23 protein-coding genes are annotated in these 23239 nt (G+C 53.2%); 6 read left to right on the top strand and 17 right to left on the bottom strand.

Translation table 11 applies throughout. From position 1 onward, the window contains the following. Positions 1 to 224 precede the first annotated feature (224 nt). The gene (locus tag F3F93_RS07880; RefSeq protein ID WP_176958725.1) at positions 225 to 686 is read left to right on the top strand and encodes a hypothetical protein; all 462 of its coding nucleotides are present in this window, start codon (positions 225 to 227) and stop codon (positions 684 to 686) included. 4 nt (positions 687 to 690) lie between these two features. Here the strand turns inward: F3F93_RS07880 and ggt are convergent, their stop codons facing one another. Genes ggt through F3F93_RS07855 form a run of 5 tightly spaced genes read right to left on the bottom strand, consistent with a single transcriptional unit; the run spans position 691 to position 5113 of the window. Continuing rightward, a complete protein-coding gene (gene ggt / locus F3F93_RS07875; RefSeq protein ID WP_176958637.1) occupies positions 691 to 2313 on the bottom strand; it encodes a gamma-glutamyltransferase in 1623 nt (540 codons plus the stop codon). Further along, a complete protein-coding gene (locus F3F93_RS07870; protein ID WP_241697043.1) occupies positions 2310 to 3263 on the bottom strand; it encodes an A/G-specific adenine glycosylase in 954 nt (317 codons plus the stop codon). Before F3F93_RS07870 ends, ggt begins: the two co-directional genes overlap by 4 nt. After that, positions 3241 to 4152 carry a TonB C-terminal domain-containing protein gene (locus tag F3F93_RS07865; RefSeq protein ID WP_176958635.1) on the bottom strand — a complete coding sequence of 304 codons (912 nt, stop codon included), beginning with the start codon at positions 4150 to 4152 and terminating at the stop codon, positions 3241 to 3243. Before F3F93_RS07865 ends, F3F93_RS07870 begins: the two co-directional genes overlap by 23 nt. Beyond that, positions 4139 to 4675 carry a Gx transporter family protein gene (locus F3F93_RS07860; RefSeq protein ID WP_176958634.1) on the bottom strand — a complete coding sequence of 179 codons (537 nt, stop codon included), beginning with the start codon at positions 4673 to 4675 and terminating at the stop codon, positions 4139 to 4141. The genes F3F93_RS07865 and F3F93_RS07860 overlap by 14 nt, the downstream gene beginning before the upstream one ends. A gap of 3 nt (positions 4676 to 4678) precedes the next feature. Next, positions 4679 to 5113 (bottom strand): NusG domain II-containing protein, encoded by a 435-nt coding sequence (locus F3F93_RS07855; protein WP_176958633.1) that lies wholly within the window; start codon positions 5111 to 5113, stop codon positions 4679 to 4681. Positions 5114 to 5161: 48 nt separating this feature from the next. Between F3F93_RS07855 and F3F93_RS07850 the strand changes: the two genes are divergently transcribed. Next, on the top strand, positions 5162 to 5830 hold the full coding sequence (locus F3F93_RS07850) for an SDR family oxidoreductase (protein WP_176958632.1): 669 nt from the start codon (positions 5162 to 5164) through the stop codon (positions 5828 to 5830). 225 nt (positions 5831 to 6055) lie between these two features. After that, complete coding sequence (locus tag F3F93_RS07845; protein WP_176958631.1) at positions 6056 to 6874, top strand: mechanosensitive ion channel domain-containing protein; 819 nt, start codon at positions 6056 to 6058, stop codon at positions 6872 to 6874. A gap of 170 nt (positions 6875 to 7044) precedes the next feature. Here F3F93_RS07845 and F3F93_RS07840 read toward each other — a convergent pair whose 3' ends face one another. The 4 genes from F3F93_RS07840 to hcp all read right to left on the bottom strand — a co-directional run bounded on the left by F3F93_RS07840 (position 7045) and on the right by hcp (position 12840). After that, on the bottom strand, positions 7045 to 8169 hold the full coding sequence (locus F3F93_RS07840; RefSeq protein ID WP_176958630.1) for a hypothetical protein: 1125 nt from the start codon (positions 8167 to 8169) through the stop codon (positions 7045 to 7047). 46 nt (positions 8170 to 8215) lie between these two features. Beyond that, positions 8216 to 9799, bottom strand: coding sequence for a phosphoenolpyruvate carboxykinase (ATP) (locus F3F93_RS07835; protein ID WP_176958629.1), 1584 nt, complete (start codon positions 9797 to 9799; stop codon positions 8216 to 8218). Positions 9800 to 9933: 134 nt separating this feature from the next. Next, positions 9934 to 10980, bottom strand: a complete 1047-nt coding sequence (locus F3F93_RS07830) for a 2Fe-2S iron-sulfur cluster binding domain-containing protein (protein ID WP_176958628.1) — start codon at positions 10978 to 10980, stop codon at positions 9934 to 9936. A 198-nt stretch (positions 10981 to 11178) separates the two neighbouring features. Beyond that, positions 11179 to 12840 (bottom strand): hydroxylamine reductase, encoded by a 1662-nt coding sequence (hcp, locus tag F3F93_RS07825; protein ID WP_176958627.1) that lies wholly within the window; start codon positions 12838 to 12840, stop codon positions 11179 to 11181. A gap of 269 nt (positions 12841 to 13109) precedes the next feature. Between hcp and F3F93_RS07820 the strand changes: the two genes are divergently transcribed. Beyond that, positions 13110 to 13505, top strand: a complete 396-nt coding sequence (locus F3F93_RS07820) for an Rrf2 family transcriptional regulator (protein WP_176958626.1) — start codon at positions 13110 to 13112, stop codon at positions 13503 to 13505. 33 nt (positions 13506 to 13538) lie between these two features. Here the strand turns inward: F3F93_RS07820 and lipA are convergent, their stop codons facing one another. Beyond that, the gene (lipA, locus tag F3F93_RS07815; RefSeq protein ID WP_176958625.1) at positions 13539 to 14462 is read right to left on the bottom strand and encodes a lipoyl synthase; all 924 of its coding nucleotides are present in this window, start codon (positions 14460 to 14462) and stop codon (positions 13539 to 13541) included. Between the two features lie 132 nt (positions 14463 to 14594). Between lipA and F3F93_RS07810 the strand changes: the two genes are divergently transcribed. Beyond that, positions 14595 to 15050 carry an RNA-binding protein gene (locus tag F3F93_RS07810; RefSeq protein ID WP_176958624.1) on the top strand — a complete coding sequence of 152 codons (456 nt, stop codon included), beginning with the start codon at positions 14595 to 14597 and terminating at the stop codon, positions 15048 to 15050. 70 nt (positions 15051 to 15120) lie between these two features. Here F3F93_RS07810 and F3F93_RS07805 read toward each other — a convergent pair whose 3' ends face one another. After that, entirely contained in the window at positions 15121 to 16191 is a 1071-nt protein-coding gene (locus tag F3F93_RS07805) for a 3-deoxy-7-phosphoheptulonate synthase (protein WP_347239229.1), read from the bottom strand. 172 nt (positions 16192 to 16363) lie between these two features. On the opposite strand from F3F93_RS07805, the gene F3F93_RS07800 reads away from it, so the two are divergent. Further along, entirely contained in the window at positions 16364 to 16927 is a 564-nt protein-coding gene (locus F3F93_RS07800) for a hypothetical protein (RefSeq protein ID WP_176958622.1), read from the top strand. Here the strand turns inward: F3F93_RS07800 and yegQ are convergent. From yegQ to F3F93_RS07770, 6 genes are all read right to left on the bottom strand, one after another. After that, entirely contained in the window at positions 16911 to 18266 is a 1356-nt protein-coding gene (gene yegQ / locus F3F93_RS07795; protein WP_176958621.1) for a tRNA 5-hydroxyuridine modification protein YegQ, read from the bottom strand. The two genes, F3F93_RS07800 and yegQ, sit on opposite strands and share 17 nt — an antisense overlap. 3 nt (positions 18267 to 18269) lie before the next feature. Continuing rightward, positions 18270 to 19532, bottom strand: a complete 1263-nt coding sequence (locus F3F93_RS07790; RefSeq protein WP_176958620.1) for a TAXI family TRAP transporter solute-binding subunit — start codon at positions 19530 to 19532, stop codon at positions 18270 to 18272. An 18-nt stretch (positions 19533 to 19550) separates the two neighbouring features. Further along, positions 19551 to 20069 carry a histidine phosphatase family protein gene (locus tag F3F93_RS07785; protein WP_176958619.1) on the bottom strand — a complete coding sequence of 173 codons (519 nt, stop codon included), beginning with the start codon at positions 20067 to 20069 and terminating at the stop codon, positions 19551 to 19553. A gap of 87 nt (positions 20070 to 20156) precedes the next feature. Next, complete coding sequence (locus F3F93_RS07780) at positions 20157 to 20780, bottom strand: thiamine phosphate synthase (RefSeq protein ID WP_176958618.1); 624 nt, start codon at positions 20778 to 20780, stop codon at positions 20157 to 20159. Between the two features lie 3 nt (positions 20781 to 20783). Beyond that, positions 20784 to 21188 carry a DUF2782 domain-containing protein gene (locus tag F3F93_RS07775; RefSeq protein WP_176958617.1) on the bottom strand — a complete coding sequence of 135 codons (405 nt, stop codon included), beginning with the start codon at positions 21186 to 21188 and terminating at the stop codon, positions 20784 to 20786. A gap of 66 nt (positions 21189 to 21254) precedes the next feature. After that, positions 21255 to 23222 carry a bifunctional aldolase/short-chain dehydrogenase gene (locus F3F93_RS07770; RefSeq protein ID WP_176958616.1) on the bottom strand — a complete coding sequence of 656 codons (1968 nt, stop codon included), beginning with the start codon at positions 23220 to 23222 and terminating at the stop codon, positions 21255 to 21257. Positions 23223 to 23239: the final 17 nt, after the last annotated feature.

Here is a 23239-nt window from a genome sequence, read left to right as displayed (position 1 = left end):
ACAGTTGCCTTGAGGCAACCGGCACGGTGAAGCGAAAACCAAAGCAATAATTGCACCCAGTTAATATATGCCACGCTGAAATCACCACAGTTTTTTCATCTCACTTTTGCAACCATTTTCAATCAATCAGAAGGGTGTTATCCGGTTGCATAAAAACTCGATTATAGAAGTCTATATAATGGTTTAGCGATGCAACTATTTTTCAAACATAATAAAATGGCGATATCGATGCCCACCACGGCGATGGCGTCTTCTACGCCTTTGAAAATGATGCCGATCTATGTGTTGTCGATCTCCACGAGGATGGTGCCCACCTCTATCCCGGTACGGGTTTCGCTGATGAAACAGGCAGAGGAGCTGCAAAAGGCACCAAACTGAATCTGCCGATGCGACCCGGTGCAAACGATGCTGATTTCCTCAATATCTGGCCCGAAGCCGAAGCTTTTATCCGCGCATTCAATCCGGAATTCATCATCTTTCAGTGCGGTGCTGACTCCATAGCCGGAGACCCGATCACCCATATGCAGCTCACACCAAAATCCCACGCCCTCGCCGCCGCCAGCCTCTGCAGAATCGCAGATGAATTCAGCCAGCGCCGCATCATCGCCCTTGGTGGCGGTGGTTATAATCGAAAGAACTTAGCAGCAGCATGGAATGCCGTGCTTTCAGCCTTGAGTGATAGCTGACACCCTACTTTTCTGTGATTGAAACACCTTCGCCACGGGCATCTGTAAGTCCGGTAAGCTGGCCTGATTTTCTATCGAGGACTATCGCGTGCATATTGCCGTACTGGCGATTCATCGGCTTGAAAATGTGCCCACGACTCTGGAGTTCGGAGGTTAGTTCTGCTGTAAATGCACCCTGTTCATGCTGAATAACATCGGGCAAAAACTGGTGATGATAGCGCGGAGCATTCACCCAGTCGGCTGGAGCACTCTCATCAAGCATAAAACCGAGGCTCGCCAGCAGTACCATCGAGATAATGCGTGAACCGCCGGGAGTGCCGACAATAAAGGTGCGATCAGGGCCGATCACAAAGGTCGGGGTCATGGAGCTGAGCATGCGTTTACCCGGTGCAACAGCATTGGCTGAACTCTGCACCAAGCCGTAGGCGTTGGGTTTGCCGGGGCGGGTGGCAAAATCATCCATCTCATCATTCATTAAAATACCGGTAGAGGGAGAGACATAACCGGAGCCGAAGGCGTAGTTGATTGAGAGCGTGGCTGAAACCATATTGCCTTCGCTATCGATGACAGAGAAGTGAGTTGTGTCAGTGCCCGGCCCTATGGCATCAGTAGTGCTGCCAAGCTCGCTGCTGGGCGTAGCACGATCCATGCGGATGCCAACCCTCAATTGCTGCAAACGATCCGCATTCAGAAGGTCTGGAATATCGACGAAATCACTGTCACCCATATGTGCATTACGATCCAGGTAGGCGCGCTTCATAGCTTCGACAAGCAGATGAACCCGATCAGTCCGCTCCATTGCTTTGAGATCATCATTTTTCAGCTGCCCGAACACATGCGCCAGCGTCATACCACCGGATGATGGCAGTGGTGCAGAGATCACCCGATAGTTCTTATAATCGAAGGTGACAGGCGTGCGTTCAATGACCCGATAGGCGGCCATATCAGCTTCGCGAATCAAACCACCATCACGTTTCATATCTGCAATCAGTCGCCCGGCTGTTTCACCGCGATAGAACTCTTCAGATCCACCTTTGGCAAAGCGGGCAAGTGTATCAGCCAGCGCCTCCTGCTTGATCTGTTGGCCGGATATGAAAATGTTACGCCCTGTCTCATTAAAGACTTTGCCGCGCCAGTTCAGCATTGATCTCAATCGAGGCCCGACCTCAAAACCATCTCTGGCCAGATCAATGGCTGGCCGGGTGATCGCTTTTCGGCTCAATTTCCCGTAACGGCTAACAAGATGATCGACTCCGGCAGCCAGACCCGGCACTCCTGCTGATTGTGGCCCGTCAACACTGGATTGCGTCGCATAGACTTCGCCTTTGCCAGCAAGACCCGGTGAGGTCTCGCGCGCATCCAGCATCACATAACGCTTCTCCTTGGCGATATAGAGCAGAAAGAAACCGCCTCCGCCAATGCCCGACGATCCGGGCTCAACAACACCCAGAGCCAACGCTGTGGCTGCTGCCGCATCAAAGGCGTTACCGCCCTTTTTTAACATCTCAACTCCTGCCTCGGCAGCACTCTTCTGGGCGGCCACGACCATGCCTGCCTCTGCGCTGAGTGCAGATGAGGTCAGTAGCAGTAGAAAAGCAAAAGTCAGAAGGGTACGAACTGATCTCATATCATCTTATCCAGCAAGCGATGAATGCCCGTAGGTAGTGCATAGCCTTCGATGGAGGGAACCCAGCGGCCATCACCAGTCGGATCGCTATCGGATTGAAGCGGGTAGAGGTGCAAACGCCGGTGGGTCAGCTGATGGATATGGGTCGGTTCTTCATCAGGGCGATCTTCCAGTTCGGTGATCGGTGGTGACCAGAGGCCGCCCCAGATACCGGCATCAGGGCGCTGGGTGAGCCAGATGCCCTTCTCGGGGCAGGTGAAGAGATGAATGCGCCAGTGCAGATCAACAACAGCCACCTGCTTGCGCAGCTCTTTTGCAACGTCGACACTGAATGCTGAAGCGCAAAACGTATGCACAGGGCAACTGCTGCAGTCTGGAGATTTGGCGGAGCAAGTAGTCGCCCCCAGCTCCATCATCAACTGATTCCATGTGGCTGGGTCACCTGAAGCATCAATAACCTGTTGAGCCCGCAACCAGAGGGTCTTGTCGCTGGCTTCCGGCTCTGCATACCAGCGTTTGAGTACCCGTTTCACATTGCCATCGAGTACCGGCGCAGATTGATTGAAACAGAATGAAGCAATCGCGCCAGCGGTTGAGCGGCCAATACCGGGCAGTTTCAAGATATCGTCAAAACTGGTGGGGAACTGGCTGGCAAAATCGCTGACAATCATCTGCGCGGCGCGGTGAATAAAGCGGGCACGGCGATAGTAACCCAGCCCCTCCCACGCCTTCAAAACATCATCCACAGATGATGCAGCCAAAACCTCCACGGTCGGAAAGAGATCAAACCAGTTGCGATATCGTGGCAGTACAGTTTTCACCTGTGTCTGCTGCAACATAATCTCGGAGATCCAGATCTGATAGGGGTCGGTTGTTTGCCGCCAGGGAAGCTGGCGGGCACTGCTGGCATACCAGTGAAGAAGTATTTTACCTTGCCGGTCGGAAAACAAACCTGTCCTCAACCACCTCGAAGGTGAGATAAAAGCTGACGCGATCCAGACCCCACGATGATGGCAGCACCTTAAACGGGGCCGCAGCATTGATCGCTTCGACCGCACTGTTATTAATCTGCGGGATCGGACTCGGATTGAGGATCTCTACACCGACCAGATTGCCATTTCGCTCAATGGTCAGCTTCATCAGGGCGCGACGTGCCTCCTGTGGATACTGATCATAGTTCGCCTGACCGGGTCGCCACTGCTCCTCTAGTGCACGCACCAGTGCCTGCGCATACGGAGCATACTTGGCCTGACGGGTGTTGATCGGAATATCAGCCTCTTTGCTGAGCTTCTGCTTCATGCGCCGCTCGCGCTCAAAATCCCGTGAGAGCTGCGACAGCGCCATCGCTGATGGCATCAGGTTAGGCAGTGGAACATTTGCCGCTTGTTTGGTGGGCTGCTTACTCTTCTCTACCTTCTTCTGCTTTTTAAGCTGACTGCTATCAGGAAAAGCACCGCGTTTGGCCATCATGCGGGTACGACTCTCCAGGCTGATCGGTGGCGGTGTTTTCGGTTGTCCCGGCGGTGTTGGCCGCTGCGGTTGCTGCTGGCCGGTCATCGGCGCTTTGGCCTGACGGGTGACATTATCCTCGGCCTTGCTGCTACCGCCGGTGGCACTGCGATTGGACATAGTACGGGCATCTTTCGGCGCCTTTTTGGATGGCGACTTCTTCTCATCGAGAAGCACCACATCCATAATCTTCGGCGTATCCTTTTTCGGCAGTGCCCTGTTCTCATCGGCATAGTCGATCATCACCACCAGCAGCATATGCAGGGCGATTGAAGCGATAAATGCGCTGCCAATGCGGCGCTGCTGTGAATTCAGATCAATTTTTTTCATTAGGGAACTCAAGTCTCGCCGCAATATACCCTGCCAGCACACCATTTAGCCAGCCGGTAATCGTTGAGAGCAGCAGCAGTGGTGGCAGTGCAAAATAGAGCAGACTCTGCTGAATGAAGAGCGTCTCCACGGTTACAAACTGGGCGACCATATGAGCCAGTGCCCCGAGCAGACTCACACCGACCAGACTTATGCCGGGTATCGAACGCCACGCGGCAAGCATGACAACGGCTGCAACAAGGGCCCCGGCCATACTGATGACAAAGGTCGGCGTAAACAGTGTGCCGATAAAGAAGCTGCCAACCACTACCCTGCCGATAGCCAGCAGGAAAGCAGCCCTTGGCCCCAGCCAGAGCAGTGCCAGCAGTGTCACCAGATTGGCCAGCCCCGGCTTAAACCATGGGCCAAGACCTGGCAGTGCCGCTTCAAAAACGTGCAGACCAACTGCCAGCAGCAGCAGCGCCAGCCAGTTTGCCTTCTGCTGCAACTCAGCCAAAGGTGGGCGCATCATCTCCTGACTCATGCGTTACTCAACAATGGCGTCGAAACGGGATTTCGCACTGCCGCGAATGGTAATCAGAATCCGATTGGGCACACAGGCGATCATATCTCCGGCATGGCGATGCGCGCCGGAGTAGACACAGCGCTGAGCCGAGCAGGGAGAGGAGAGCATACGCACACCATCGGCATCGAGCAGGATTTCGGCGGAGCCCAGTTCACCCTCAATCTTAAAAGATTTTGCCGGCTCGCCTGCCAGTGGCAGCGGATAGGTAGCAAGTAGCACCTTGCCATGATAAACCTCGGCAACTGCAGGTCCTGATGCCACCACGGCCTGCACAACAAACCAGGCCGCAGCAATAGCTGCCAGTGAGACGGCAAGCAGGATGCGGTCTGCCAGAGTTCCCTTGAGCAGGGTCAGAAAACTCTTATGCGAGATATGGGGCTTCACTGAATCGACCATGGGCCCTATGGTAGCAGTTCAGTAGCACATGAATCCAATGGAGGTCACATGAACGTAGTGATTACCGGTGCAAATCGAGGCTTAGGGCTCGGTTTTGTAAAACATTATCTGCAACAGAGTGCATCTGTCTGGGCCTGTTATCGCTCGGATGCGGGTGAACTTGCCAGCATAGGGTCGGAGAGACTGCACACCGTCTGCTGGGATGTAGGCAGTGATGAACATCCACAAGGTGACCTGCCTGATACGATTGATCTGCTGATCAATAATGCCGGTATCTACGGACCGGGCAAGGATGGACAGTCACTGAACCGGGTGACCGGCAAGGCGATGCTGGAGGTGTTTAATGTCGATTGTGTCGGCCCGCTCAGGGTTGTACAACTTCTGGCGGAGCGAGTGATTGCGAGCAAAGGTGTGATTGCCAATATCAGCTCAAAGATGGGCTCTACAAGTGATAACAGCAGTGGCGGCACCTACGCCTACCGTGCCGCCAAAGCAGGGCTGGTGATCGTTTCCAAATCGATGGCTGTTGATCTGGCACCCCATGGCGTTCATGTCATTACCCTGCATCCGGGCTGGGTGATGACAGATATGACCCATAACACCGGCCTGATCGATGTAACGACCTCTGTGGCTGGCATGAGCGCCGTCATTTCAGATGCCCGCAATTATCCTGCCGGTGAGTTTGTAGCATTTGATGGTAAAACTGTGCCCTATTAAACGCGGTGAGGGCGCCTGTGCAGCACCTTTTAAACTCTTCTGTCCTGAGATGTGAAATAGTTCACGCCCATTCTCCTGCTTGCGCATAAACAATGCGCCCGGCTAAGCAGTGTTACTTTTACAAGCCCATCGACTACGAATACTGTTGTAGTTGGCGGCCAATGTGTAATATTGCACAGCTGAAAGGGAGATCATCCCTTTTTATCTCTAAATTTGGAGGCTCCCATGCCTGAAACATCAAACATCCAGGAGTTCATTGATCTCTACGCTATTCCGTGGGGCATCAATATCATCATGGCCCTGGCGATCTTTATCGTTGGTCGCTGGATAGCCAAAGCGCTGCTTAACGTTGTTGATACAATGCTCAACAAAGCTGGCATGGATCCTATGCTGGTCAGCTTTGTACGCTCGATCCTCAATGCGCTGCTGCTGCTGTTCATCATTATCGCATCACTCGACCAGCTTGGCGTTGATACCACCTCATTCATTGCACTGATCGGTGCCGCAGGTCTGGCTGTCGGTCTGGCACTGCAGGGCTCACTGCAGAACTTTGCTGCAGGCGTACTGCTGATTGTCTTCCGCCCGTTCAAGGTGGGTCACTTGATTGAAGCCGGTGGCGCAAGCGGTGTGGTTGAAGAGATCGGCATCTTCAGCACACGCATGAAAACCGGTGACAACCGTGAAATCATCGTACCTAACGGTGCTATTTATGGCGGTACCATCACCAACAACTCGGCCCGTGATACCCGTCGTATTGATATGGTATTCGGTATCGGTTACGACGATGATATCCGCAAAGCCAGAGAGATCATGCAGGGCATTATCGATGCCGACGAGCGTATCCTCAAAGAGCCTGCTGCTCTGATTGCCGTGGGTGAACTGGGTGATTCGAGTGTCAACTTCAATGTGCGCCCGTGGGTCAATTCAGGTGATTACTGGGCAGTTCTTTTCGACCTCAATGAGAAGATCAAGATCGCCTTTGATGACAACGGCATCTCCATCCCCTACCCACAGATGGATGTTCATATCTCCAAAACGGAGTAACCCTTGTCACAATCAACAACAAAGGGGCGGTTATTACCGCCCCTTTCTATTTATTCAGTAAACTAAAAACCGGGCGTGCCTGCGGCACGTCCATGATTCTGCTGGAAGCAGGAATAACACGCTTTAGCGCCCTGAAAGGGTGTTACACATGGATGTACAATATAATTCATCTACCCTGCTGATTTGTTGGCGCGTACCGCGAATGATAAAGCTTCACCCGGTTCATCGCCCAGACAGGTGACAGCGTGCCATACGCAGGTATCAAGATCCCGCTGTGGCATAAGCAGGACATCACCTGCATTGAGGATATAAGCATAACCTTTTGCAACCAGATGGCTGGTAAACAGGGCAGAGCGGTCCATCACCGCTTCAACCAGCTCATGATCAAACTCATCCATATAGGCAGCCAGCCCGGCACGATCACTCAGTAGCTCTGCCAGCTGCAGACGATCGGCAGATTCAGGCAGCAGACGGGTAATCTCACTGCTGTTATTCGGATCTGTAATGAAATCGATCAGCGCATCGATCAGTTCAGGCTTGGAGAGTGCCAGCCAGAAGGTGCTTCCAGAGAGCTGTGCGAAAACCACACCATCATGGCCACGTTCAACATCGTGGTGCATCTGCGCGCCACCGTTGGGGGCATTGAAGTAAACAATACGCTCCACAAACGCCGGTTCACCACCAACGATCCTCTCAAGGTTCGCAAGGATTACAGGGTTCTCAGTGATCGCTGCGGATTCCGGGAAAATTGTATCACAGAGGCGCCCCGCCCAGAGCTGACGCTCAGGATCAGCAGCCACATCTTCCATGCACTCCATACCGAATGAGAAGCGGAAGCGCAGCGAGGCATCCTCTTCGATAAAAGATAACCACGATGCCTTACACCAGAGATTCTCAGCCAGTAGCTCTTCACCCTGTTCAGCATCGAAATAGACCTTCTCAATACCCTGCTCGTCATGCTCTTCAAAGGAGGATGCAACCAGCGGAAAAAGGGGCGCAAGGCGACTGCTATAGGGCGGCTGCTCCAGCAGTGAAGAGAGCTCATCCGCATCCAGCGTGGCTTCCATCAGCTTGTGTGCCGCATCAATCTCGGACTTCCACGCAGTGACATCGATGATGCCCGGCAGCATAACAGCCTGATCATTCGACCAGCGCCTTGCGCTCTGCTCGGCAGTCGGCATATCAGGGCGCTTACCCTGACTCACCCAGCCAAGCTGAAAGCCGCGCCGCAGTAGCGGCAACCACTGCTGCTTCTCTGAAGGGTCTATCTGTTGTTCATCGGTAACGTATCGCATAGCGCGAATCATTCATGATCAACAGCTATTTGTATATCTGCCGGGTTTAACGCGGGCCGGCAGCCAGCACTTCATCCGCAATCGCCCCTTTAAACTGAGCCATCGCCGCCTTGATGCTGGTGGCAAGCTTCTCGGCATTCTCCATGTAATGTTTGGGGTCAGACCAGGTGGTAATCGGATCGAGTGTCTCCGGCATCTGCAACCCGAAAATCGGGTGGCGCTGATATTTGATATCGTTAAGTGCGCCGGAAAGCGCTGCGCTGAGCAGCGTGCGAGTCAATTCGATATCCATGCGTGCGCCGCTGCGACAGTCACCACCGCTCCAGCCGGTATTGAGCAGCCAGCACTGCACACCTCCTCTGCGGATCTTCTCACCCAGCATGTTGGCATAGACCACCGGATTCTGAGCCAGAAATGGCGCTCCGAAACAGGGGCTGAAGGTCGCCTCCGGCTCCTTCACATCCTCCTCAATGCCGGGGATATTGGTCGAATAACCGAGCAGGAAGTAGTACATCGCCTGTTCGGGCGACAATCTGGCAATAGCAGGCAATACACCAAAAGCATCAGCAGAGAGCAGCACCATATTCGATGGCTGAGCCGCCACCCCCGGCCAGATGGCATTTGCAATCGCATCAATCGGATAGGCAGCCCTGATATTCTCGGTCAGACTGGTATCCTTAAAATCGAGCCTGCGACTCTGGGTATCAAGCCCCACATTCTCAATCAGGGTACCAAAGCGCTGCGTTGCCTCATAGACCATCGGCTCCTTCTCTGCGGAAAGATTGGCGATTCTGGCATAACAGCCCCCCTCAAAGTTGAAGAGATGGCTCTGGCTCCAGCCATGTTCATCATCGCCAAGCAGGCGGCGCGAAGGGTCTGACGAGAGCGTTGTTTTTCCTGTACCGTCCAGACCAAGAAAAACGCCCACATCACCGGACTCACCGACATTGGCCGAGGCGTGCAGCGGCAGGACATCCTCATCCGGCAACAGATAGTTCATAATCGTAAAGATCGACGTTTTAATCTCACCGGCATAGGCGGTGCCACCAATCAGAGCGATACGACGCCCCAGATGCAGAATCACAAACGCTTCGGAGTTGGTGCCGTCACGACTTGGCATAGCATGGAAATGGGGCACATGAATGACAGTAAATTCAGGCTCTTTATAGGCAATATCTCGCCCCAGATCAGCCGGGCGCACATACATAATACGGGCAAACAGCGAGTGCCAGGCATCCTGGGTAATGACACGTATCTGTTTCTCATATCCGGAGTCCGCGCCTGCAAGACAATCTTCAACATAGACCTGTTGACCCTCAAGATAGCGCTGCACCCGTTTGTAGAGGGCATCAAAACGCTCTTCAGAAAAGGCACTGTTATAATCACCCCACCACACCTTGTCACGGCTGGATGGCTCATCAACGATGAACTTATCCTTCACCGCCCGGCCGGTGAAATAACCGGTACGCACCACCAGTGCGCCTCTGTGCGCCACATGCCCTTCATGGTTCCGGATGGCGTGCTCATACAGGCGCGGTGTTGGCAAATTCCAGTAGACATCTTCCAGGTTTTTCAGGCCTAAATGACTGATCGCCAGCTCTTCACTGATCTGCTTTTTGTTATAGGGCATACTGCACCCTCCCGAATGATAACTTCCCTTCACCCCCACGGTGAGGGATGAAGAGGTTGTCATCATTGTCCCGGGAGAACAACTGGCAATTCATAAAAGGGTTAAGCCCCCTGCAATGGCAGGGGCAGCTCAGGCTAACCGGGCAGGAATCGCTCGCTGAACAGGCTGCTGTAGGGCAGACCAAGCTCGTCAGCTACAGCTTCAGCCGCATCAATCAGTCCCGGAGGGCCACAGAGGTAGACATCCGGTTGAATGCCTTTGGCAAGATCGGCTTGCAGATCACGTTTGAATGCATCAACAGGTGAACCGGTAAATCCCTGCCAATCGCCTGCAGGTTTCCAGATGCACACCTCGGCAGTGAGATTTGGCAGAGAACTTTTTAGCTCTTCAATCTCTTCAATGGCAAACAGATCGGCTTCCGAGGTGAGTCCGAAATAGAGATGGGACTCATGTGGCTCCTGAAACTCCGCCATCTGACGCAGCATTGAGAGCATCGGCGCAACACCGGTACCGCCGGCAACAAAACGGCGTGGCGCAATACCGGCCTGATGCAGCAGGAAGCTGCCTTCCGGGCCTTTTGTGTTGAGCCGGTCACCAACCCTGGCAACATCAGTCAGCCATGTGGAGAACTTACCATGCGGTTGCAGGCGGATCATAAACTCCAGCTCGCCACTCCAGTTGGGCGCATTGGAGATCGAGTAGGCACGACGAACATCTGTGCCCGGAATCTCAAGCTCCATAAACTGGCCCGGTTCAAATTCTGAGTGCACAACACCCGATTCATCAGGCAACACCTTCAACAACAGGCGTCGAACCTGACCGCCCATATCATCAACTGCCAGCACTTCACACACCGGCTCCGGTACAGGGCCGGAGGTGATGTGGGAGAGGTCAGAGGTTACTTCAACGACCATATTGCCACGTGGATGCGTGCGGCACATCAGAATGCCGCCGTGCTCTTCATCCTGCTTGGAGAGAGCACCGGAACTATGCGATTTCTGTTCGTAGTCACCACTTCGGCAGTGACCATGACAGGCGCCGCAGTTACCTTCATGGCAGACCGCAGGCAGTGTGATATTGGCCCTGGCAGCGGCATCAATCAGGTTTTCATCTGCTGTGCAGTCAAAACTTATCTCTTTACCATCCTGAGTGTTCAGGCAAATGGAATAGGTCTGGCTCATCGAATCATCCTTTGAATTCTGAATTAAAAGAAAACTGGAGCGGGATAAACCGCCCCAGTTTTTAGCCTTAGCAGATGCGACCCACGGATGGGTCGCCTAAATCAGGCACGTAAGTGCATGGTTTAGTGAGCAAAGGTAAAATGACACTTTTGCCTTTGCTCATTGAATAAGTGCATGGAAGCTCTTATTCAATTTCAATCAATTTGCCGCCAGTGCAGCAGCCAGATCAGCTTCCGGTGTGGTATTGGCCTTGATATCAAATGCTTCTACCAGCGTATTGAGCACTGGTGGTGTGATGAATGCCGGCAGTGTTGGCCCAAGGGTGATACCCTTGATGTTCAGCGCCAGCAGGGTCAGCAACACTGCTGCAGCCTTCTGCTCAAACCATGAGACAAACAGGGAGAGTGGCAGCTCATTAACCTCACACTCAAACGCTTTGGATAGCGCCACTGCAACCTGAATTGCAGAGTAGCTGTCATTGCACTGACCCATATCCAGCAGACGCGGGATGCCACCGATATCGCCATGATCCTTCTTATTGAAACGGTACTTGGCGCATCCCAGTGTCAGAATCACACTATCCTTTGGCGTCTGATCAACCAGATCGGAGTAGTAGTTACGGCCTGATGCAGCACCGTCACAACCGCCAACAAGGAAGAAGTGTTTGATCGCACCAGCTTTCACCGCATCGATCACAACATCGGCAACACCAAGTACGGCATCACGGCCGAAACCAACAGTTATGGTCTCCTCTTCAGAGTCTGCGGCAAAACCGGGCATGGCGTTGGCGGCCTGAATCAGGGTTGAGAAGTCATGATTTTCGATATGACGCAGGCCGGGCCAGCCAACTGGGCCGGCAGTGAAGATACGACGACGATAGGAGGCGGCAGGTTCGATAATGCAGTTGGAGGTCATCAGAATCGGGCCCGGGAAGTTGGCAAATTCAGTCTGCTGATCCTGCCATGCACCACCGTAGTTACCGGCCAGATGTGCATACTTCTTCAACTCAGGATAGCTGTGTGCAGGCAACATCTCACCATGGGTGTAGACATTAATGCCTGTGCCTTCGGTCTGCTCCAGCAGTGCTGCCAGATCGGCCATGTCGTGACCACTGACCAGAATTGCTTTGCCGGCAACAGGGGAGATACGTGCGGCTGATGGTTCAGGAGTGCCGAATTTGCCGGTATTACCGGCATCAAGCATGCCCATTACGGTCAGATTGGTATGGCCCAGTGCCAGTGCCTGACCAACCAGTGCATCAACATCGGTTGGATCACTGGCCAGGAAGTCCATGGTATTTTCCAGAGCGGCGTAAACCTCATCACTCTGCTCATCGAGCATCAGAGCGTGATAGGCATAAGCGCAAACACCCTTTGCACCATAGAGAATCAGGGCACGCAGACCGACGATATCTTCACCGACTTCAGCTTCACCGGCACGAACCGAAGCCATCTCTGCCTGTGCCAGAAGTTCATTGGTTGCAGCTGGAATATCCCAAACGGCAGGGCCGCTCAGCTCTTCGACAGCAACACCCTGAGCTGCCGCAGCATCTTCATAAGCCTTTTTCACAGCCGCACGAATCTCTGCAGCTTCAACCAGCATGCTGGTGAAACGGGCCGGATTGAAGTTCACATTGGTCAGCGTGGTGAACATGGCGTAGAGAATAAATCTACCGGCATCATTGCTGCCTGCTCCGAGATCACGGGCACGCCTGGCGTACTGGGCAATACCTTTGACGGCATGGATCAGCAGATCCTGTAGATCAGATGTCTGTGCATCCTTACCACAGTTTCCGACAGCCGAAGCACATCCCAAAACGCCATCGGCACGGGATGTTTGTTCACATTGATAACAAAACATAAGCAGCTAACTCCTCTTCATATAAATAGTTGTAAGTAATCCTCACTGCCTGAAAAAAATCCTGCTGCAGCGGTTTTACTTATTAGATCTGATGCCCTTCACTCTCTCTCTCTAAAGATGCATTGGCAGTGCAAGTTAGACATCAGGGTAAAACATGTCAACGAAATATATCTTTTGATTTCGATGCGTGAATCAAGCTCAAAGAAGATAAAAGAGTCATTGAACATCAGGAGTTTGCATAATATATAAACTGAATATACCTTCACCGCATGCAACTCACCTCCTACACCGATTACTCGCTGCGTGCCCTGCTCTATATCGGCAAACATCCGGATCGTCTGGTGACGGTTTCTGAGATCACCGAGCATTATGGGGTATCACGCAACCATATGGTAAAGGTGGTACATAACCTGGGGGCTCACGGTTTTATCCAGACTGTACGCGGCAAATCCGGCGGCATGCGTCTGGCCAAAAAACCGGAAGAGATCTTTATTGCTGATGTGGTGCGGCTGACTGAGCCACATATGAATATTCAGGAGTGCTTCTCCCGTGAAACCAACACCTGCCCGCTGATCGACAACTGTCATCTGATGGGTGTGCTGTATAAAGCACGCCGCGCCTTTATGAAGGTACTGGAGGAGCAGTCGCTGGCTGATATGCTGTGAAGATGAGACCTAACTGATAAAAGGCAGAGACACTTATCTTTTTTTACCGCTCAGCTTCAACCCCTGGAACACCTCATCTGCATGAAAGGATGAGCGCACCAGTGGCCCGGAGGCGACCATGCCGAAACCCTTCTTCTCGGCGATATATTTGAAATCATCAAACTCTTCAGGCGTCCAGAACTTCATCACCGGATGATGTTTTTCACTCGGCCGCAGATACTGGCCGATGGTGAGGATGTCGATGTTAGCCTCGCGCATATCATCAAGCACCTGCAGCACCTCATCACGCTCTTCACCAAGTCCCAGCATAATGCCGGACTTGGTTACCACATTAGGATCAAGCTCTTTGGCACGCTGCAGCAGACGCAGGGATGTGAAGTAACGAGCCCCCGGCCGCACTGAGCGATAGAGGCGGGGCACGGTTTCAAGGTTGTGGTTAAAGATATCGGGGCCGGCTTCGATAATCGTATTCAGGCAGGAGTCAGGCTTGCGCTGAAAATCAGGAGTGAGAATTTCAATGGTTACATCCGGCTGACGGGCTTTGAGCTCCCGAATCACGGTCGCATAGTGGCCTGCACCGCCATCTTTGAGATCATCGCGATCCACCGAGGTGATCACCACATGTTTAAGGCCGATCTCAGCCACAGCTGTGGCCAGGTTCACCGCTTCATCAGGATCAACAGGATCAGGTCTGCCGGTTGCCACATCACAGAAGGCGCAAGTGCGAGTACAGACTCGCCCGAGAATCATGAAGGTAGCCGAGCCCTGTTTCCAGCAGCCGCCAATATTGGGGCAGGAGGCCTCTTCGCATACTGTATTAAGCTTGAGTTTGCGCATCATTTCGGAGATGGATTTGTACTCGCGCGACATCGGCGCACGCACCTTCAACCATTTCGGTTTGCCAATCATCGGCTCACCCGGTGTTTCAACCTGAATCGGAATCACTTTTCTGCTCATGGTCGCATGCTAGCGAATCAGGCTGCTGCGTACATCCACCCTGTTTTATGGATTAACGTGCGTTCAGACATCTTTGTTGGCAGTCTTCGCCATGATTTTTTTCCTGCAATCCTGCAGGCATGGAGTATAACAATGAGCTTTTCCTGTTTTATTAAACTGTTTGTGGCGGCGATCGTCGTTTCCGTCATTGGCAGTTACGCTATCCAGCTGGTTGGACTGGACGCTATCCACCCCTCATCACTGTTTGCCAGCGGCCTGACCCTCGGCACGATATTCGGTGGTCTGCTCGTCGCACTCTACCCCTCCGGAGAGAGTTCAGGCAGCAAAGAGAGTGGCACCAGCAATATCTATGTTGGCAATCTGCCTTTTAATGTCGGTAATGAAGAGATCAAAAACATCTTCTCCCCTTTCGGTGACGTGGTCGATATTCGTCTCGTAAAAGATCGCCGCAGCCGTCGTTTTAAAGGTTACGCCTTTGTCGAGATGAACACGCCTAATGCCAAAGCCGCTATTGAGCATCTCAACGACACCGATTACGCCGGTCGCACCCTGCGTGTGAATGAGGCGAAGAAGAGAGACGAAGATTAATTCAGACCATTGAAGCATAAAAAAGGGCGCAGTTTTCACTGCGCCCTTTTTTGTGTCGTTTCACGATTGTTTATTCGGCAGCTGCAGACCTGCGTTTGCGTACGGCTTCAGCCAGCGTATGAAGCAGGGCCTCTGTATCTTCCCAACCCAGACAGGCATCGGTAATACTGATGCCGAATTCAGGCTGCTCTCCCGCCACAACATCCTGACGGCCTTCATGCAGATGCGACTCAATCATCACGCCTGTGATACAGTGATTTCCGTCGGCAATCTGACCCGCAATATCTGCCCCCACATCGATCTGACGTTTGAACTGCTTGCTGCTGTTGGCATGACTGCAATCGATCATCAGGCTGCAGGAGAGTTTGGCGGCCTGCAGTTCATTGACAGCACGCGCCACACTCGCCGCATCGTAGTTCGGCTCTGTGCCACCGCGCAGGATGATATGGCAATCATCATTGCCTGCAGTTGAGAAGATTGCAGATTTACCCTGCTTGGTCAGCGAGATGAAGACATGTGGATGTTTGGCCGCATGCAGCGCATCAATGGCGATCTGAAAGCCACCATTGGTGCCATTCTTGAAACCAACAGGACAGGAGAGACCACTGGCCAGCTCACGATGGCCCTGTGACTCGGTTGTGCGCGCCCCGATTGCACCCCAGCTGACCAGATCAGCCACATATTGCGGTGTGATCAGATCGAGGAATTCAGTGCCTGCAGGTACACCCATCTCGTTGACATCAAGAAGAAGTTTACGGGCCAGGCGGATGCCTTTATTAATCTCGAATGTCCCATCGAGATTCGGATCATTGATCAAGCCTTTCCAGCCAACCGTAGTACGTGGCTTCTCAAAGTAGACGCGCATAACAATAAGCAGATCATTTCCCAGCTCTTTACGCATGCGCTGGATATGAGCTGCATATTCCAGAGCTGCATCGGGATTGTGAATCGAGCACGGGCCAACCACCACGAGCAGGCGGTCATCCTCACCATGCAGTATCTCATGGATGGCAACACGTGCATCATGGGTAGTGCGCGCAGCGGTTTCACTGATCGCATACTCGGCATGCACCTCTTCCGGCGCAGCAATTTCGCTCAAGCCGCTAATGCGAAGATCATCTGTATTGTACTTCATCGCCATAACTGTCAGGCCCCCGAACACCTCTGGTTGTGGCCAGCTTGCGCCAACCGCGCGGCAGTATCGCAGAAAATTGACAAAACTGTTAGCCCTGAACCGTTTCCAGTGAACCCATTGGTCTCAGAGAGACTATTCAACCATTGAGAATTCGTCGTAATCGGTGGATATTTGCTGTATGTATGACCATAAAACTGTTATCGCTGCCGAGTTGACCAAGGATGAGCAGCTGCTCTGGAGTGCGCAGCCAAAGCAGGGGTTCCTGCTGCACCCTTCAGATCTCTTTTTGGTCCCCTTCAGTCTGCTTTGGGGTGGCTTCTCCATTTTCTGGGAGTATCAGGTGATCAGCGGAGATGCGCCGCTGCTGATGGCACTGTTCGGCCTGCCATTTGTCTTCATCGGTCTCTACATGATTGCCGGACGCTTCTATTACGATATCAGACTGCGTCAGAAGACCTTCTATGGCATCACCGATCAGCGCATCATTATCCTTTCCGGCATCCGCACCAAACAGAGTCGCTTTATTGCCATCAGCGACATTGAGAACCTGCAGAAATTTGAGGATCGGAATGGTTCCGGCTCAATCATTCTCGGCTTTGAGGAGATCACCTCCGCCTATCAGAGCCAGATGCTCTTCCCCGGCCAGAGAGAAACCACACCGCGCCTGAACAATCTGACCAATGCAGGCGAGCCCTTTGCCATTATCGAACAGCTGCGCCGGGGGATCAGCCCGGCAGATTAACCGCCAGCAGCGCCAGTTCAGCAGGTTTTACCGGCACTGGGATTTTGACCTGATGACCACTGCCCGGAGCCACATCCATCGGATTGCCGTAGCGGGCGTCGTTGATCGATTCGACGATAAAGGTGTGGTTGCCATCGGGATTGATCAGCTCAATCGAGTCACCCACCGCGAATTTGTTCTTCACGATCACTTCGGCCATCTTCTTCTCTTCATCATAACCGACCACTTCACCAACGAAACGCTGTGTAAGCCATTGCGAGTTTCCGGTTTCATAGTTCTGGGTGCCTGATGAGCGTTTGCGGGTATAGAAACCATCGGTGTAACCACGACTGGCCAAACCATCGAGCTGGAACATCAGCTTCTCATCAAATGGCCTTCCCGCCACGGCATCATCAATCGCCTGCCGATAGGTCTGGGCTGTGCGTGCCACATAGTAGTGGGATTTGGTGCGGCCCTCGATCTTCAGTGAGTCGACACCGATCTTCACCAGTCGCTCAACATGCTGCACGGCGCGCAGATCCTTGGAGTTCATAATGTAGGTACCATGCTCATCTTCAAAGATAGGCATCTGCTCATCCGGACGGTTGGGTTCGGTCAGAGTATAGACTCTGTCCCCCAGTGGATGTCGCTCCACACTGCCTGTATCGGCAAATGGCTGGGCGTTCATACCATCAAGCACCTGAATCGGAATAATGTCACCGGAGATATCCTCTGCCGCCTTCTCCATGCCATACTCCCAACGGCAAGCATTGGTGCATGAGCCCTGATTCGCATCACGATGATTAAAGTAACCTGAGAGCAGACAGCGACCTGAATAGGCCATACAGAGTGCGCCATGAACAAACACTTCCAGCTCAATATCAGGACACTGCTGACGGATCTCCTCCACCTCATCCAGCGAGAGCTCTCTGGATAGGATAATTCGCTTCACTCCCACCGACTGCCAGAATTTGACTGCTGCCCAGTTCATTGTGTTGGCCTGCACGGAGAGGTGAATATCCATCTCCGGCCAACGTTCGCGCACCATCATCATCAGGCCGGGGTCGGCCATGATCAGTGCATCAGGCCCCATATCAATCACCGGCTGCATATGCTCCAGATAACGTTTAAGCTTGTTGTTGTGCGGCAGAAGATTGCTGGCGACAAAGAACTTTTTGCCCAGCGCATGCGCTTCATCGATGCCGGTCTTAAGATTGTCCAGCTGAAAATCGTTGTTACGCACGCGCAATGAGTAGCGCGGCTGTCCTGCATAGACGGCATCCGCACCAAAGGCGAAGGCATAGCGCATATTGCGGATGGTGCCTGCCGGAGCCAGCAGTTCAATAGGTCGGTCAGTCATGATTTATCCTTGTATTTTTTCAGCAGATTCACGGATCAGGACAAGATGCATACGCAGATTGTACAGCTCATCAGAGTAGGAGAGCGGCACATGCACCTTCCTGATCTCAGCTTCGATACGATCCAGCTCATCCAGATATGACTGATCAAAGCCATTGCCCAGCGCCTCATCGATACGATTTAACTCATCATACCAGCGATAGATTCTTGAACGCACACGCCAGCGATAGAGCGGTGGCATCACCTTAAACAGTGGAATAAGCAGGGCAATAAAGGGTAGCAACATCACCTTCAATCGATCCACCAGCGTAGCCGCCCAGAATGGCAGGTAGCGTTGTAGAAATGACGGGCCTGATTTGTAATACCGTGATGCCTCTTTACTTAGCGGCAGTGCCGTATACAGCGGTGTTGGAAATTCTCCGGCAGTAGAGAAGAGACTCCTACCCCCGTGCACATGGGTGGCTGCCTGCATCAACAGATCCTGCAGTGCCGGGTGCAGCGACTCACGCACCAGCAGAGTAGCCGTGGCAGCCAACAGTTTCATATCCTGCTTCGGTTCATTAGCACCAAGATCGAGGGAGCCCTGCGGCAGAGTCAGCGCCGAGAGGGTTGCAATGCGCCGGGTATAGGCATCAGCACGATCAAAGCTGAACAGTTTTGCATTGGCATTGCGGTTCAGTTGCCATACCGCGTCTGCAGTGGCTGCAGCGACCAGGAATATCGCATCAATTTTACCGCTGTTCAGCGCCTCGGAAGCAGCGCTTCCTGAGAGAGGCAGCAGGGTTGCAGTTGTCTCATCCACACCATTCTCTTGCAACAGCTGCAGCGCCAGAACGCGACTGCCACTGCCTTGCGGGCCGATAGCGATCGACTTTCCCTTCAACGCATTGAGTGATCTGATGGTAAGACCAGAGCGCACAAAAACCCAGAGCGGCTCATAATACATGCTGCCAAGTGAGGAGAGTTTGCTGCTTTGAGGGTCTGCAATACCGCTCTGTACAAAAGCCACATCGGCTTTGCCCGAGGTTAAAGAGTCAACATTTTCCAGAGAACCGGCCGACTCCAGAATGGTGACTGTGATGCCACGCTGCTTGAGGTAATCGCGGTAGGAGATCGCATGGGCGTAATAGGCACCCTCTTTTGAACCTGTTGCAAAGGTTAGTGTGCTCGGTGGTGCCGGATCAACAAACTGATAAGCTATCACGAATCCAAGCAGCGCCAAAACGACTGCCGGAGTAAATGTTTTTATTTTGTCGCCAATGCTCATGGCGAAACACTCTAGAAGCTATGGCTGCTGTTGCAATGCATCTTCCGCAAGAGCCCGTTTCGGATAATCGAAGTCGAGCAACAGCGCCCTGCCACCAACCTCGTTCCATGAACTGATATCCATCTCAAGAATAGCCAGACCACAGGTGGGAACATTATTAATATAGGTTCTTGCCAACCTGTTAGTCAGCTCGGTAATGCCCGGGTTATGGGCCAGAAGAGCCAGCCGCTGAACATGATCCGGGGTCTGACGAATCGCTTTGAGCATGGTGCTGGGGCTAGCCAGATAGAGCTCATCCTTCAGCTCAATGTCTGCGTGAGAAAAAGCAAGCTGATCCGCCATCAGATACGCTGTGCTTCTGGTGCGCCGGGATGAACTTATCATAAAAGCATCAGGTTTAAAGCCTCGTCTGGCTAACCGTTGCCCCATCTCCTGAGCATCGCAATGACCGCGATCATTGAGATCCCGATCAAAATCTCTGGCACTTAGATCATCCCAGCTGGATTTTGCATGTCGTACAAGAATTAACTGCTTCATCTCTAGAACCCCTTCTTCTCATCCGTAAGAGGGGCCAATGATAACGCCTTGAAAAAAAAGTGTTGTCCCCCAAATGGGGGACAAGCATCAGCCCTGCGAGCTCTGTTGATACAAACGGGTCGCAGTCACAGCGGGGTCATCCGCAGCCAGAAGGGCAGAGATCACGGCTATCCCATGGCCCCGGATCTCCTGGCAGTTCTCTTCATCAATGCCGCCCAGTGCGAGGACCGGAAGCGAGCTCTGCGCAGCCAGATCGATAAACGTATCGGCGCCAAGGTGCGCTGCTCCCGGATGAGAGGCAGTGGGAAAAACAGGGGAGAGAAAGAGGAAATCGGCGCCATACTGCTCCGCCATTCTGATCTCGGCGAGCGAATGACACGAGGTCGATACTGTTTTATTCGCATCATTGAGCCAGCTGCGGATAGCCTGGATATTGCTCATATCACCACTGGCCAGATGCACACCATCAGCATCCACTGCCGCTGCAATATCGGCCTGCGTATGAATATAGAGTGCCGCCCCGAATGCTGCAGTAAGCTCGCGTAGTCGCGAGGCCAATGCCAGCAGCTTTGCCGAGCTCAGCTGCTTTTCACGCAGAAGAACAGCGTCCACGCCATGACCCAGCGTCTTCTCCAGCACAGCAAAGAGCAGATCATCCGGATATCGGCTGCTGTCAGTAATCAGGGTAAGCGACGGGATATTAACCCGCACGGATCAGAACTCTTTTACAACCCAGCTCGGTGGGGAGAGCGGCTTGCCGCCACCGGGCAGGCGCCGCTCGAAGGTACCATCACCATCACGGTCATAGAGATAATAGGCAGGTAAACCACCGGGAGGTTGTACTTTGATCTTATAGACACGACCGCGCACAGCATACTCGGTAATTTCAGCACCATCCTTGCGCTGATAAGAGCGGACATCGATGGTGGTGTCACTATTGGTGGTTCCCAGCTCATCGCGAAGATTGGGAGCACTCTCCCTCATCTCATCAGCCTGAGCGGGCTCAACAGGTGCTTCAACACCAACATCAGGCGGCGGCAGGGCCGCATCTTCCGCCAACGCATGGGAAGAGAGCAGGAAAGTCAGTGAAACAGGTAGTAGGAGATATCTCATTTTCATGCAAGTACTATAACGCAGGATTCCGGTTCAGACAGCATTATTTAGTCAGGGGCATCCCTCACCAATTCAGATGACCCGTTCATTGCCGCCATCAACAGGTAGCTGTGCTCCGGTTGTACAGGCAAACAGGTTCCCGGCCATCGCACAGGCCAGCTCACCCACATGATGCGAGGTCACTTCACAGCATAAGATATTATTTCTCTTGTACTGATCCACACTCAAACCATAACTGGCAGCCCGTTTCTCCAGCACCTCATCGTTCCATATTGCCGTATCATATACCGCATTGGGATGCAGCATATTGACGCGCACACCATCTTTACCCAGTTCAAGGGCAGCCACCCGCCCAAGCTGGGTCAAACCCGCTTTGGCTACAGAGTAGGCAGCAGCTCCAGGCCCCGGAGCCGGCACATTTTTAGAGGCAATGATCACCACTGCCGGATCGATACCCTGTTTCAGGTAGGGAATCGCCTCCTGCAACAGCACCTGATGACTGGTCAGATTGAGATTAAGACTCTGCTGCCAGAGATCCGCATCCATCGCTTCAATGTCACAACTGACCGGAAAAACACCTGCATTACTGATCACAATATCCAGCCCGCCGAAGCGGCGTATCGCTGTTTCAATTGATCGTTTCAACAGTGCCCTGCTGGTCACATCACAAACCAGACCAAGCAGGTTAGGCGCATTCATATCGATAATCTCAGGATTAATATCCAGCGCCACAACCACAGCACCTCTGGCCAGCAGTGACTCGACACAGGCTCTGCCGATACCACTTGCTCCGCCGGTAACCAGGGCAACCTTGCCCCTGAATTCAGGGGCTGAGCCACCCTTGTTCAGTTTGGCCTGCTCCAACTCCCAGTACTCCAGCTCGAAAATATCTTTCTCAGGCAGCGCCTGCCAGCCACCAAGGGCCTCGGCGCGGGAGATCGCCTGCATCGTATGGCGACTGATATCGGCGATAATGTCACACTCTCCCGGCGTCGTGCCGAAAGCCACAGCCCCGCAGCCCGGCCAGAGTGCCCAGCGTGGCGCCAGATCGAGGCAGGTAAGATCGCTACTGTTATTGCGATTGAAATAGTTGCGATAGTCATCGGCAAAGGAGTGCACACTGGCAACCGCATCATCAGCGACGACCATCGCGGTGCGCTTGGTGCGAATGACATGATCAGGCGTAAGCGGCCCGCGCCCGGCAATCGCGGCAACATTGCTGCGGGCCGAAAATGAAACGGCGTCAGCATCACTGATCAGCCGGGCAAGCATGGCAGAGCCGCGCACCTCTGATGCTGCCCTGCGCATCGCTGCCATCTGCTTTAAGTCAACGGCATCAGCCGTTGCAAGCACAGGCTCAATGGCAACATGTTCAGCCAGATAGGCCTCAGCTTTGGAGACCAGATCGATCATATTTTCGTAACTTTCACGCGCATCATCAGAGAAGGTGAACACACCGTGGTGCAACAGCACAATACCCTTGAGTTTTGACCAGTTGATGCCTGCCGTAAGTTCATGGACCTGACGTGCCAGCACAAAACCCGGCATCACATAGGGCAATAGCAGCACTTCGTCCCCGTAAATCTCCTGCAGCCGCGTCTCTCCATCCCGAGCATTACTGATTGTCACCACCGCATCGGCATGGGTGTGATCGACAAAAGCGGATGGGATGATGGCATGCAGAATCGCTTCAACCGAAGGGTTGGGCGCATTCGGATCGGTCATCGCTGCACGCTGGGCATTGACCATATCGGAATCGCTCAGCGCCTGCAGTTCCGCCATCTTTTTCAACACATCCAGTCGAACCGGTGCAAAACCGGCTTTCTCAATCGTCGCCAGATCCCAGCCACTGCCCTTCACATAGAGCACCGTTTCCGACTCTCCGAACAGATTCACCGCTTCAGCCTTAACCGAGGTGTTGCCACCACCATGCAACACCAGCGAAGGCTCCTGACCCAGCAGCCGCGAGCTGTAAACACGCTGCGCCAACAGATCACCCGCAAGCTCCTGCGCATCACTCTCATTCCACAGACTTTTCATAAATCCCCTCCGTTAGA

This window comes from Mariprofundus sp. KV (assembly GCF_013387475.1).
Classification (GTDB): Bacteria; Pseudomonadota; Zetaproteobacteria; order Mariprofundales; family Mariprofundaceae; genus Mariprofundus.
Note: the sequence above shows the minus strand (reverse complement) of the source record. Positions and strands in the feature narration are given on the sequence as shown.